This is a genomic window from Sphingomonas oligophenolica (genome assembly GCF_039522915.1).
In the GTDB taxonomy this organism is placed as follows: Bacteria; Pseudomonadota; Alphaproteobacteria; order Sphingomonadales; family Sphingomonadaceae; genus Sphingomonas; species Sphingomonas oligophenolica.
Genome location: NZ_BAAAEH010000025.1, coordinates 1 through 13403, shown reverse-complemented (window position 1 = coordinate 13403; position 13403 = coordinate 1). Strand labels below are relative to the sequence as shown.

Sequence of the window (13403 nt, the reverse complement as noted above, 5' to 3'; positions counted from 1 at the left end):
CGCCGCCGCACATCCCGAGATCGCCAAAGCCGCATGAGGCCCCTCGTGGGGGTGTTTTAGCGCTTACATGGCAACCTGCGCCGCCGACAGTCGAAGCGCGCCCTCATTGGCGCGCGGCCACACGAACTTTCCGCGCTCCAGGCGCTTGGCATAAAGGCACAGGCCTGACCCGTCCCAGACCAGGGCCTTTAGCCTGTCGCCTCTTTTTCCGCGGAACAGGAACACCGCTCCGGAGAACGGATCGAGCTGAAGGATATTGCGCACCTGCGCCGCCAGCCCATCAAAGCCCTTGCGCATGTCGCACGGCGCCAGCGACAGATAGATCTTCGTCGATGGCGGTAGCGCCAGGCTCAATGATCCAGCCCCCGCACCACATCCAACACCAGCGTCAATGCCCCCCGATCAACCACGCCACCCACCGATACCGTCAAGCCGCCGCCGGCGCGGATTTCGATCCGACCAGCCTCACCAGCCTTTGGCGGCGGCGAGGACGTCGCCAGTTCGACCGGAACGAAGCCAGCCATCGCCCCGTGCAGCAAATGCCGACGCCAGGTGTACAGCTGCCCAGTTCCGATCCCGTGGCGCCGCGCAACCGACGATATGATCGCGCCCGGCTCCGTCGTCTCCTTCAAAATCGCCAGCTTTTCCTCGTCGCTCCAGCGCCGCCGGCGCTCAATCCGGACGAGCACCCCGCCATCGTTCCGATCGCTCATACGAGGCTCGTTTGACCGCTCACTAACCATCACTCGTCGCCTTTCGTGAAGGCCCGCGAGCTGTCCTAATTTGCCGCCGTCAACAAGACCGGGTTCCGTCGGCGCTTACACACCACCAATGCCATCGAGGCGCTCAACTCGAAGCTCAGACGCGCGGTCAGGGCCAGGGGCCACTTCCCCAGCGACGAGGCCGCCACCAAGCTGCTCTATCTGATCTTGAACCGGTCGGAGAAAGAGTGGAAAATGCCGCCACGTGAGTGGTCCATGGCCAAGGCCCAGTTCGCCGTCATCTTCGGCGAACGCTTCATCAGGGCCATGGCGGCGTAATGTTCAACCGTCCGCCCACACACGGAAATCCTGACAGTCCCCGCGACCTGCGCCACAAAGGCGCCCGGCGCGAAGGCCTCTGCAAGGATCTGCAGTCGTTCCTCTTCGCTCCACCGTCGCCGCCGCTCCGTAGCGATGTGCTCAGCTTTCAATTACCCACAAGTCTGAGCTCTGCCGAACTTGGCTACTCTTGTGAGGCCGGCCGCTCACGGCATCTACCCCGTCCGCACGATCTTCACGTCGCTTATACGCCCTTCTCGAGCGACGGATGCCGAATCCGGGTCAACGGCGATGCTTATGGTTTGAGCGCTGCAGGATTCGGGCGGAACACTGAAGTCATAGGAACTCAATGAGTCAAGGTGCTTCGTGGCTGCTGCGGAGGTCAACACACCCCCGCCGCCGATGCATGAAACACCAATATGAACCCAGGCGGGAGCATCTCCGCTGTTACTGGCAGCACGCCAAGATACTCGATATCGGCCAGATCGAAGCGTCGTTATGCGGCTCGCAACCGTTTGGCGCCATGACACCTGCGAGAGAAAATGGAGAGCCGTGCCGCCCTTTGCTGACGCGGTCTTGATTACGTCCGATTCCAATCCGGCGGCCTTCGCGAGCGACCATTCGAAGGGAGAAGCGCTTGAGTTAGGTAAGGATAGTAGAAATGGCAGGTCTTGCGCTGGGATGTTGGCATTAAGCTGCGTGCCGGCGATTAACTTCCACAACGAAAATGCGTCACTAGCTTTTCCTGACTTGATCAAGGAGAGCGTAATCTGCGTAATATAGCCTCTATCAAGCACCAGTCCTTGATGAACTGCCTGAGAAATAGTCATTAATTTCTGCAATCGAGTATCGGCGCTGCGTCGGTCCAGGTTTTCAAGATAGAATGAAACCCAAGCGGGGTTCTCCGCGAGCCTGCTCGCCAAGGCAGCACGGCCAACGGGCGACTCGCCCAGAAAATTCAAACTAGAATCGACCGTGGGATCCTTCACGCCGATTCTAAGCAATGCATCGACACGTTGCGCCGCTACGCGAAAATCACCCGAGGTTTGAGCGACAGAAAGCCAGAAGTGCTGCACCCATTGATCACGCCAGCCAAGCGCTGCGGCCACCGTGAACGCACCGAGTGCCTCGTTAGTCCTCTTTTCTCCGAGAAATGCGCTGCCCAGCAATGAAGCCGTCCGCTGGCCAATTGGGTCCTCCGACACCGCGCGCTTCGCGCTGGCCACTGCACGACTGTAATCCCCGCGTTCAAGTGCTTCAACCGCCATGGCGCGTGACTGATTTGGGCCTCTAATTGGGAATAGAGATTGCAGGTTATACCCTAAGTCTAACGCGCATTCACGATCGGATGTCGAGATCAAACAGCCGCATCCCGCAGAAACCAACGCGAAAATACTAGCTAACTTCAAAATAACCATGTGGAGTCGCTATTCCCCCGATCCTATCAATCTAGCATTCGATCCATACGTATAATAATTGTATCCGTAGTACTGTGTATCCCCAGTTTTCTTCGGATCAAACTTCGTGAGTACAGCGCCGATAAGGGAAATGTGGGCGCCCCGCAGTCTGCGAACCGCTCCCTTTGTCGCACCGCGGTGCCCGCGATTGGATTCGACAATGAAGATCGTTGCTTCGACCAAAGCCGCCACAATCGGGGCATCTGCTAGGCCGAGAACGGGTGGCCCGTCGATAACAATAAGGTCAAAATGGTTGGTCAACTCGTGGAGAATCTCGGCCATGACCGGCCCGCCGAGCAAGTCGGTAGGGCTGGTCGGAATAGGGCCGGATGGCACAAAGGCCAGATTAGGCTCGGCTGTCGCTTTTGTGGCGTCGGGAAGATCAGATTGGCGAGTTAGAATTGTGGAAAGACCGATATCGTTCTTCATACCGAGGAGGGTATGGAGGGAAGGTCGGCGCATATCTGCGTCAATGAGCACGACTCTCAAGCCAAGCCGAGCAAAATTAGTCGCGATCGCGTAACTGGATGTCGTCTTGCCCTCAGATGGCTGGCTGCTCGTGATTAGCAGCGAACGGGGGAGACCACGGGGAGTGGAATATGAGAGGGCGGTGCGAAGGGCATAATAGGCCTCAGAGATAACCGAACGCGGCGAGTCGAGCTGCTGCTTGAGTGTTTCCTCACCTTCCGACCGGGGGATAACGCCGAGCACGCCAAGGCCAAGCTTCCGTTCAATATCTTCTGGCACCCTGACCGCATCGTCAATTTGCTCACGCACGAAGACAATAATAGCTGCGAGCACCATTCCTGCGAGGATCGACAGCGCTAGGTTTAGGAAGAGCTTCGGCGAGGACGGCGATCCGGGCACTTCCGCTTCGTCGATCACCGAAATATTATTTGAACTGACACCGGCCGCAGCGCTGACCTCCTTATATCGCTGCAATAGACCATCATAGAGTGTACGGTTCGTATCCGCCTCGCGCGACAAGATATTATAGCGAACGCCGCGGTCCTGTTCTGACAAAGTCTCGCCCTTGAGGGAAGAAACCTGACTGTCGAGCGATTGCTCCTGGCGAAGGGCAACCTCATATTGCCCCCGGATCGACGACCGGATGCTGGATGCTATGGCTGTTATCTGAGACGTCAATTCAGCGATCTGCGCCTTGGTTTGTTGGATACTTGGGTAGTCGTCACGGTGCCGCGCGCGCTCATCCATCAGCTCCGCAGTCTTGGTAGCCTTTTGCTGCAATAGACTCTGTACAGTTCCGTTCGCAAGCACATCGGGTATGTTGAGGAGAGGAACGCCCTCGACTTCCCGCCATTTCTGTTCCGCGGCGATGCGATCAGCTTTTGCTGCGTTGGCTGCTTGATTCAACTGGATCAGGCTCGCGGTCGTGACCGAACGCGGGCCACTCATCCCGCCCGGATTGGGGTCGCTGGTTTTGATCAGACCGGCTTCGCGCGCATAATCGTTCAGGTCACGCTCGGATTGCTCCAATCGCGTTTTCGCCTCTGCCAGTTGCTTGCCGAGAAAGCTTCTGGCGTAGGATGAGCTTTCATATTTTCGTTGCAGATTGTTAGTGATGAAACTGGTCGCATACGTATTCGCCAATTTAGCGGCCAATTCTGGATCCGGACTCGTGAAGGAGATTTTGACAACGCGCGAGTCGCGCGGAAGGACGACGTCGAGGTTATTCTGAACCAAATTGATCGTCAGGTCTCTCAGCGCTCGTTGTCGCCGGACATCATCGACCGCTGGTGGCACTTGTACCTTCATTGCGGCGAGGAATTTCGGGTCACCACTGAGCCCGAGCTCTTGGGTCACCCGGATCGCCATCGAGCGGCTGCGCAACACATCTGTCTGTGTTTGCAAGAAACGGTCTGCGTCCTGATAGGCGCTACTCGGCTGCACATCGTCCGAGCTGAGAATCTTGTCAGCCTCTTGGTCGATTTGAACGCTGGCAGTCGCAACATATTTTGGGGTCATTAAGAGTGTGCCGATAAAGCCAAGCACAAGAGCGAGGAAAATTACCCCCACGATCAACCAGATATTGCGTCGTAGGATGATGTAGATCTGCCTGAAATCTATGCCGAAGCCAGGCGCATCTTCCGGATAGGCCATCTCGAGATAGCCCCGATCGCCCATGCTGGGGACGATATCGCCGGAAGCTTGATCGGTCCTAATGATGTTCAACTGACTACCCCCGCAGCATCAAAGGCTGGATTAGAAATAACGAAAGAGCGCCAATATGGGCGCGGTCTGGAGAAAGTCGCGGTATAGACCTTTGGCCGCGGAGAAGCCTACCACAACCACGTCGCCACCGATAAGTTCAGGATCGTCCATTTTCCCGGCTCGGATCGCCCGCAAATCGAATACGGCGGCGGAGCGCTTGCCATTGATGACCCGGAAGATAACCACCTCATCCAGCTTTGCGGTGCGGGTCGGGCTCTTGGCTCGCGCGATCGCCTCGAGAAGCGTCGATCGCCCGCTGATTTCATAAACGCCGGGCTCCGTCACACTGCCTTCGACCGTCACATGCTGCGAGACCGACGAACTCACGACAACGGAAACCTGTGGATCTTTCAGGTAGCGTTGATTGAGCAGGTTCGCGATCTCTCGCGACAATTCATTCGCCGTCTTGCCGCTTGCCGTCACGGTTCCGATCAGCGGAAAGTTGAGGCCGCCATTCGCATCGACAGGGATTTCCTTGAAACTGAGGTCCGGCTCCTGGAACACGGTGATGCTCAACACGTCGAGCGGGCCGATCTTGTAGTCGCCTGGTGCAGAATCGGGCGAACGGCCTGGAATCATCGAATAGGCCGCCGCGCCGCGCGGCCCCTCCGGCGGGACGCCTTGGCAGGCACTGAGTCCGAGGATCAGGAGTGAACCGACAAATCTACGAAACCACTTCATCGTCCGAAGACCCCTTGATGTATGCCATCAGTCCTTTGTCGGGAGTTGACGGATGTTGTGCGACTTCGGTCACTCGATTTGCCCAAAATGCCGATCGCCAGACCCGCAATACCCGCAAGCGACATACAGCGGATTGGATAGTCCACCAGCGAATGCAACGCCAAAATCAGCAACGCACCGAGAGCAAACCATGAAAGCGTCAGCCCGCTCGAATCCTGCGGTGAGCGGATTGTCGACAAGATTCGTCCAGCGAGGCTGATCGCGCAAGCGAGAAGTACGACGATGCCTGCCAATCCTGCTTCCAGCGTATATTCCAGATAATCTTCATGAGCCCGGTTCGGCCAGGACGTGTCAACCGCTTCAAGCGGCTCGGCTGCGATGAATACAGGCACGAATGTCCCGATACCGGATCCGACAGGCCAATATTGGCCGATCACGTAGCGCGTGTCAGCCCAGAGCTCCGGTCGCGCGTCACTCTTCTGCGCAAATCGGTCCCAGGTCTGTTGCAGCCTTGAATTGTCTCGCAGCGCCGCGACGGTCCCCAGCGTCACAACGCATATAGCGACGATCGCCAGTGCTGTGCGCCGCGCAATCGTGACTCTTGGACGGAAGATGGTGAGGAGCGAAAGTCCCGCTACCACCAGCAAGGATGTCCCGGCGCGAGAGCCTGTCAGGATCACGGAGAGCAGGAGAAAGAGCGTGATCCCAACATAAAGAGCGCGGGCGATCGCTGATTTGAAAAGATCGCGCCTGATGGACGCGAACGCACCCAACGCCAGGATGCCGATCAGCAGGACATCCGCAGTAGCATTGCGGTTCGCCTGGAAGCCCGTGGCGAAGCCATAGTGAGTGTATGTGTAGAAGCGCAACCAGTTGGCGTTGCCGGACGAAAGCTGGATAACTCCGACAATAGCCGAGAGGATCACTAGGCCGGCGAGGCACGCCAGCAAATCGACGCGCTCCTTGAGCGGAAGATTCGATACGAAAAAGATCATTGTAATCGGTGGGATGAGAGAAAGCATCGACGCTGCGGTCATCCACGGCGCCAGCGTGATCGGCCGCCACGTATCGCCGGCACCGACTAGGCGAAGCGCCGCGAGTTCGACCTCGCGCCCGGGCAGCGACTGCCAGATTGAGGGGGGCAGGGGGATCAACTGAACGATTGGAACGGCCGCAAAAGCCGCCACACAACCCCACAACAGCCAGTCCTTTGATTTCTCTTGCGTCCCGCTTCGGGGCAGGACGAGCCAGACGGCCAGCGCAATAAGTGACGCGAGCTGCACCACAAGCTCCGGCATCGGAGAGGGCGATCCGCCTCCACCGAATATAACGCAAACACCGAGAAATACGGCGGCGATGGTAAGTCGTGGGCGAGATTCGCCAGCAATCACTGGCTTGGTCTCGCGGCCATCAGGTTACACATACTAACCAAGTTATGCCCCAAAAAAACTGCCCCGAAGCTAGGCAACAGGGCAGGTTCCAAAAGCAGGCAAACCGGCGAATTTATCACGTCACCGGACGTCAATTCTAGTGCGATCAGCCTGGGCTGTCGTTCGCCGCAACGATAGCGCCCGCGGTAATCGCAGCGCCCGCAGCAAGGAGAAGAAGCAAAGACGTACCCGCAACAGCCTCACTCTTCTTCCTCAACGTCCCCGTCGTCCGGACGCCCGACACCGGCGCGGGCAACGCCTTCAGTGCTGGAACGGAGCTAGCGGAGCGGGTTTGCTCGCCTGCGAACGCGCTCGTCGATGAAAGCAAAAGGGCGCCGCTCACAATGACGGCGGCAAATTTCGTGATAGCCATTGTCGTCGTGTCCTTCTTCTATCTCATATGTTGCAATACGGAATAATCCGTTGCGCGAGAAAACGCAAGTGTCTTCCCAACGTCCAGGATTTTTGGGGTTCCAGTCGGGTCATTTGAGCGGAGTAGGCGTGTCACCACACAATGGCGCCTGATAATGGAGCGCAAGACTGCCTTGAAGCGATTGGGATCGTCATCGTAACTACCCCGGGGCTGAAGGACGCCGGAAAATTGTGGCGAAATCGCGCCGTCCCATTTGTTCGGAATATGAGGAGTTGAATCAGGTCAAATGGCGAATCTTCGTAACCGCATTATGGTGGCTCTGGCGGCGGCGCTGTTGATGTCGGCTGCCGCATCGGGAGACGCTCTGCCCTCTCCGGTTGCGGCACCGCCGCCGTCTGTTGCTTCGGACGACACCGTTACGATCCGAGCACTCGAGGGCCTGCGTGCGGCCGATATCCGGCTGGGTTCGATCATTTACCGCCTCGCTCGCGCCAATGTCGCCCTGTGCAATCGCCGGAGCGTGCTGACCGGCCTTCTTCTTCACAGCTTGCCAACCTATAGTCCGGAAGTGCGCGACGTCGCGAAGCGGCATTTCGCATTCGCATCGCCGATCGCAGTGGAAGGTGTCGTGCCGGACAGTCCAGCGGCGCTCGCGGATATCCGGATGGACGACTCGCTCGTTGCGCTGGATCGGGTTGACCTAACCATGGGAACGTTGGATCTCGCCACCGTGAACAGCCGCCTCGAAGCGTCGCCACAGGCACGCGCGATCGGCCTCGATCTACTGAGACGGAGCGACCATATCACCAGGCAGATTGTCCCTGTTACGGGCTGTGCCGGTCACGCCGAGGTGCGTGTGACGGCCGAGTTGAACGCGGCAACCGACGGCATGACGATCCAGGTCAATTCCGGCCTGATGAACCTGCTGACCTCTGATGATGATCTTGCTGCGCTTGTTGCGCATGAACTAGCGCACATCATCCTAAGGCACCCCGAACGGTTGACGGAGGCGAAGGTTGATCGTGGGATATTGCGCGACTTTGGGCGAAATGCCCGCTTGATCAGGCGGACTGAAATAGAAGCTGACCAACTGAGCGTCTATTTGCTCGCCAATGCGGGCTATGATCCTGCGGCTGCACCGCATTATCTAAAGACTTATGGCAGCCGCATGGGCGTCAACAACATCCTTGCTGGAAGCACGCACCCACGGGGAAAAGAGCGTATCAAGTTGATGGAGGCCGAGGTAGCGAAGCTAGCGGGTCAGCCGAGCCGGCCAATCATTCCCGCCTGGGTCCAATCCCGCGCCCTGCCGCTTGGTTGATACCCAAGTTTAGAGGCCAGATCGATCCCAACCGCACCGATCGTTTTTTAAGTCTGCAGCGTCCATCGCTCCGCGCCTTCCAGGGCGAGGGCGGTTAGCTTCCCGCTATAACATGCGCCCGTGTCGATCCCGATTCGATCGGATTGATAATCGATGTCCGCGGTGGGCGTGTGCCCGTGGATAACCACATGGCCGTCATTGCGTTGAGCCTCCAGGAAGGGACGCCTGATCCACCGCAGGTCGTTGCCGTGCTGGCGATCGAGGTGCACGCCAGGGCGAATGCCGGCATGCACAAAAACATAGTCGCCCATCACGATCATGTCTTCGGCTCGGTCAAGCATGTTGACGTGGTGCTCAGGGATCCGCTTTTCCAGCAGGTCGGCCAGATCCTGCATCGTGCCCAGATCGGCATCTTCGCGCGAGATTCCGTAGCTTTCCAGTGTCTCATAGCCGCCCATGCCGAGCAGACTTCGTGCCGCTTTGGAACAGCCACGTGCCGCTGACACAAAGATCTCTTCATGATTGCCTTTGAGCAGCCGGACGCGCTGGCTCGCATCGAGAAGCGCACGGACAATTTCCACCACCCTCGCCGAGGCCGGCCCGCGGTCGATTAGATCGCCCAGAAAGATCAGATGCACCAAGGCTTCATCGCGGCCAGCGACATCTGCTTCGATCATGCCGATCATGCGGGCAAGTAGATCCGCACGCCCGTGCACGTCACCGATCGCGTAAACCCGTTCGCCCGGCGGCAGACTGGGCAATTTCGATCTCTTGCGGACAAATTTACTGAACAACATCTGTGCTGCAATTGTGCCTGAGTCTGGCCTTGGTCAAGTGTCGATCACACAGTCCCGTCCGAGGTCAGCTGGTTGCGGTTGTCGCTGATGGGCCGGTCTTGGCGACGCCACGCCGGGTAGCTCGGTGGTTATCGTTCCTCGTGCAGCGCTGTGTAGGCCATGCGCTCCCATATATTGGCGGCATCGCTTGGCGCGCCAGCGCGATCGCCCTCTTTGAGCATTGCGTCTGTTGGCGTACGGATAATCGTCAGCATGCGGAGCGCGGCCATGAGATGGGGTGTCCGCTGGCTTTCCGACATTGCCTCCCATTCAGAATCACCCTCGATCGAGGCTGCACCGGAAAGGCTGGCGTGAATGCCCCGGGCAATCCGTGTAAGCATTGTCATGTTGCGATCTCCGTTGGCCGTTCTCCTCTCATCCCCGAATCCAAGTCCGGTGCCAGCAGAAAACACGAAATGTCTGTGTGAGGCAATCGACCATCCTAATCCTTCCGACTCATCACGATCGAGGATCGCTGCTAAGTCACTTGAAAAAATCGATTTTTTCGGAGCGCCGGGCTAAAGATTGTCTCCGTTCTGGGCAAGCTGCTCGACTGAAAAGCACCAAACGGCTATACAGCGTCGCTTTCGTACAATTGGGTCGACCATATGTCGGATAGTCAAGCCCTGCTCAGCGATGCTCCGGGGATTAGCATTACAACATAGCCCTTGAACCGGCATCATCGGGCTGCGTATGGGCCAGTGGGGCAATAGCTTAATAAGCGATTAGGCGATTTGAGCCGTCAAATCTGGGAAGACAGGCGATGAAGGTTGAGCTTGTTCGAAACCAGCCTCGCTACGACGTCGAGGGGGGCATCGATACCGATCCCGACGTGCGTCCGTCGCGCCGGATGGCGCGCGTGCGTCTCCATGTTACGCTCGTCATTCTTGACATTTTTTGCATCGTCGCAAGCTTCGGTCTTTCCCACCTCGTATATCCGCCAGCGGGGGGGCAATGGTCAGTCGTCGCAACCGTTATCACTCTGGTGTACCTTGGCGGCGCGGTGAGTGCCGGTGCCTATGCCGCCGACATCAGTATCGGCCTGAAGACCGGGGTGACGCGCGCCCTCCGAGCGCTGCTGCTCGCGGCGGCCACCGTTCTGTTCGTTGCTTTCTATTTCAAGGCAAGCCAGCACCTCTCGCGGGTCGCTTTCGCGATCAGCATTACGGCAAGCTCGTGCTCGATCGTCGTCATGCGAACCCTGGTGCTGCGAAAGGCCAGGGCGGTATTCGGCGGCAACCCGTATACCGTCGTCCTGATTACCGAAAATCCGACTCGCTTTCCGCGGGATGAATTCTCGAGAGTCATCAGCGCATTCGATTTCGATCCCGCCATTGGTTCCCCAATGATGTTCGACCGATTGGGAAACGCTTTGCGGGGGGCGGACCGTGTCGTCCTGGATTGCTCACCGGAGCATCGACTGGCCTGGGCCGGCGCGCTTCGCGGTGCCAATGTTCTTGCCGAGATCATTATGCCCGAGCTCGCCGAGATGGCGCCGCAAGGGGTCGGCCATTTCGGGGCTTTGCCGACGATCGTGGTCGCCCGGGGTCCCCTCGGGCTATTCGATCGCGTAGTGAAGCGCCTCTTCGATCTTGCCGTCGCGGGACTTGCCTTGCTCCTGCTTGCTCCCCTTCTGCTGGCGGTGGCGCTTTTGATCAAGATTGAGAGTCCCGGCCCAGTCTTCTTCATTCAGTCGCGCATCGGTCGCGGCAACCGGATTATCAGGGTCCTCAAGTTTCGCAGCATGCACACCGAACTGTGCGACGGGGACGGACTGACCTCTACGCTCAGGGATGATGACCGAATTACACGAGTCGGTCGCTTTATCCGGATGGTCAGCATCGACGAGCTGCCCCAGCTGGTCAACGTGGTCCTGGGCAGCATGAGCATCGTCGGACCCAGGCCACATGCGCTTGGTTCCCGCGCCGAGGGCAAGTTGTTCTGGGAAATCGATGAACGCTATTGGCATCGCCATGCTGCCAAGCCGGGCCTGACCGGACTGGCCCAGGTGCGAGGCTATCGCGGCGCCACCCATGTGAGCGCCGACCTGACCGATCGGTTGCATGCCGACCTTGAATATCTGAACGGCTGGTCGATCTGGCGCGACCTCAGGATCGTCTTCATGACGTTCGGCGTGATCGTGCACAAGAACGCCTATTAGGCACCTGCAACAGCAGCGAGCCGAACGAGTGGATCATCTGCGATTGGGGGCGATCAATGGCTGCGAACGCGGCGCGTGCAAACTACTAACACCACCCAGTTTACAGGGTGAGTCGTAACAATGCCTAGGCGGTTGGCCGCGATTAAGCGTGATCCTTGACGGCTTGTCTATCCTCGACTTTCCAACCTTCCACGCCCCGAATCATCGGGCATCCGCAGCCTGTGCATCGGCTCCGAAAAACCTCTCCGTCGAAGATAGCGTCGTGTCTGTCGCGATGGTGTTTGCCGAACAGGCATCGAAGCAACTGAAGTGGCTTCATTATCACCGATCCCCCCGAACTGGCAGCAAGCTTCAGCTAATGTATAGCACGATAAGCGGAGGAATTTGGTGAAAATAGTGTCATTCGTTGATTGATCCGGACATATTCTTCCTCGTCGTGGTGGCTCGATTCTCTTGTGAAGGCGCTCACCGATCGCGCCTCGAACGCGGAGATGGATCACCACATTGCCGGCGATGGCGATTCTGGCAACATGCGCAACGGCTACGGCCGGAAGACCGTGATGAGCGAGACCGGCAGCCTTGCGATCGACGTGCCGCTCGATCGTCAGTCGAGCTTCGACCCGCAGCTGATCGCCAATCTGACAGAAGCGGCAGGTCAGCGCTGTTGGCAAATGACCGTTATATTTGCAGCTGTACCCAGGTCGCCCGCTTCGAGCGCCATGCGCCGCGCGTCGGCGCACTTGCCTTCGAGGATGAGTTTGGCCGCTTTCGCGGCGACGAAATTATGCTCCCGGTCCCGAAGGTCCGACTGCCCGGTTGAGGACGTGCTGGTTGTTGGCGCGAGGGGCGGCTGCGCAGATGCACCCGATGGATCGATGAATTCGATCCGTCGAACACCCCGGTCAGCGAGTTTGAAGGCGATCTTCGAGAGGCATTTGATATCCGCGTTGGCCCGGGCGGAGACCCGCACCGGCCTGCCGCTCGCCCATTCCCTTGCGCGCTTGTCGAATTCGCTCTCGGTCATCTCCTTGTCCGCGAACTTCACGACGCACCTGTCCCTGACCGCCGTTACGACGACATCGTCGGGCATCGGCTCGACGGTGCCAGCCTGAAGAGCGCTTCCGAGAGCTATTACAATGACAGCTGCGATCAAGGTCATGCGCTCCTGGAGCATCGCCGAATCAGAGGGGGAGCACCCGACGAAGCGACAAAGTGCGAAAAAAAGCAATCAACATCCAGAGAAGGAAACGCTCGGCAGTCGCCATACTCGGAATCGATCCAGGATAGCGAAGCGACAGCGCGGAGGCGATTCTTATCTCAACTGCGTTGCTCGTGGCTTGTCAATCAGCGCGCTGGAGGCCCCCCCGATCGGCGTCAATGCACCGATCCACACGTGTGGCTTGATGACGCGCGAGGGTGATTATCCCACCGGGCGCTCCTCGCGCCTCAATCGATGAACCACTCACCATTCACCTTCACGATGTGAAGTCCGCAGCCTGCGCAGCGCGCGTGGAGATAGTTCAACCTGACCCATGGTCCGCTAGATGTCGGGCGATGGCGGCCCTGGGCACATGGCTTCGGTTGTAAAAGCTTCAGCGGCCACTTTCCGTTCAAGGCATTTCCCTTTTTTGGAATATACAAATGAACGCAAACTCATGACGACGCCCGGAAACGGAATGGGGTCGCCCCAAGGCTGTAATAAGATTATGGCGTGATCGCCAGGTTAACGCCAGCCTGGGAAAGCAACTAGGCTGCGACTATTTCGCCCCGTGCGGTTCGGAAAGCGTGCTTTCGGCACGTTCGGTGCCGACACGTGCGGTCGCGGCATTGTCGACAAACCACCGATAGGTACTGGCCAGACCCTCGCGCAGC

The 13403-nt window shown here is 58.4% G+C and carries 10 protein-coding genes and 3 pseudogenes; 4 read left to right on the top strand and 9 right to left on the bottom strand.

Annotated features, from left to right (window positions below; all coding sequences use genetic code 11):
* Positions 1-63: 63 nt before the first annotated feature.
* Positions 64-354 (bottom strand): IS66 family insertion sequence element accessory protein TnpB, encoded by a 291-nt coding sequence (gene tnpB, locus ABD050_RS13470; RefSeq protein ID WP_343889899.1) that lies wholly within the window; start codon positions 352-354, stop codon positions 64-66.
* Entirely contained in the window at positions 351-713 is a 363-nt protein-coding gene (tnpA, locus tag ABD050_RS13465) for an IS66-like element accessory protein TnpA (RefSeq protein ID WP_343889897.1), read from the bottom strand. Before tnpA ends, tnpB begins: the two co-directional genes overlap by 4 nt.
* A gap of 96 nt (positions 714-809) precedes the next feature.
* Between tnpA and ABD050_RS13460 the strand changes: the two are divergent.
* Positions 810-1040: pseudogene (locus tag ABD050_RS13460) on the top strand (transposase); the annotation flags it as partial.
* A 47-nt stretch (positions 1041-1087) separates the two neighbouring features.
* Here the strand turns inward: ABD050_RS13460 and ABD050_RS13455 are convergent.
* The 5 genes and pseudogenes from ABD050_RS13455 to ABD050_RS13435 form a co-directional block, all read right to left on the bottom strand.
* Positions 1088-1192: pseudogene (locus ABD050_RS13455) on the bottom strand (hypothetical protein); the annotation flags it as partial.
* Positions 1193-1255: 63 nt separating this feature from the next.
* A complete protein-coding gene (locus tag ABD050_RS13450; RefSeq protein WP_343889896.1) occupies positions 1256-2458 on the bottom strand; it encodes a hypothetical protein in 1203 nt (400 codons plus the stop codon).
* A 9-nt stretch (positions 2459-2467) separates the two neighbouring features.
* On the bottom strand, positions 2468-4642 hold the full coding sequence (locus ABD050_RS13445; protein ID WP_343889895.1) for a GumC family protein: 2175 nt from the start codon (positions 4640-4642) through the stop codon (positions 2468-2470).
* Positions 4643-4720: 78 nt separating this feature from the next.
* Positions 4721-5410 (bottom strand): polysaccharide biosynthesis/export family protein, encoded by a 690-nt coding sequence (locus ABD050_RS13440; RefSeq protein ID WP_343889894.1) that lies wholly within the window; start codon positions 5408-5410, stop codon positions 4721-4723.
* Entirely contained in the window at positions 5407-6708 is a 1302-nt protein-coding gene (locus tag ABD050_RS13435; protein ID WP_343889893.1) for an O-antigen ligase family protein, read from the bottom strand. Before ABD050_RS13435 ends, ABD050_RS13440 begins: the two co-directional genes overlap by 4 nt.
* Positions 6709-7499: 791 nt before the next feature.
* On the opposite strand from ABD050_RS13435, the gene ABD050_RS13430 reads away from it, so the two are divergent.
* Positions 7500-8534, top strand: a complete 1035-nt coding sequence (locus ABD050_RS13430; RefSeq protein ID WP_343889892.1) for a M48 family metallopeptidase — start codon at positions 7500-7502, stop codon at positions 8532-8534.
* A gap of 47 nt (positions 8535-8581) precedes the next feature.
* Here the strand turns inward: ABD050_RS13430 and ABD050_RS13425 are convergent, their stop codons facing one another.
* Positions 8582-9331 (bottom strand): metallophosphoesterase family protein, encoded by a 750-nt coding sequence (locus ABD050_RS13425; protein ID WP_343889891.1) that lies wholly within the window; start codon positions 9329-9331, stop codon positions 8582-8584.
* Positions 9332-9459: 128 nt separating this feature from the next.
* The gene (locus ABD050_RS13420; protein WP_343889890.1) at positions 9460-9717 is read right to left on the bottom strand and encodes a hypothetical protein; all 258 of its coding nucleotides are present in this window, start codon (positions 9715-9717) and stop codon (positions 9460-9462) included.
* Positions 9718-10133: 416 nt separating this feature from the next.
* Here ABD050_RS13420 and ABD050_RS13415 point away from each other — a divergent pair, with 416 nt between their 5' ends.
* Together ABD050_RS13415 and ABD050_RS13410 are read left to right on the top strand one after the other, a co-directional pair.
* Positions 10134-11531 (top strand): sugar transferase, encoded by a 1398-nt coding sequence (locus ABD050_RS13415; protein ID WP_343889889.1) that lies wholly within the window; start codon positions 10134-10136, stop codon positions 11529-11531.
* Positions 11532-11974: 443 nt separating this feature from the next.
* A pseudogene (locus ABD050_RS13410) lies at positions 11975-12166 on the top strand (transposase); the annotation flags it as partial.
* Between the last annotated feature and the right edge of the window lie 1237 nt (positions 12167-13403).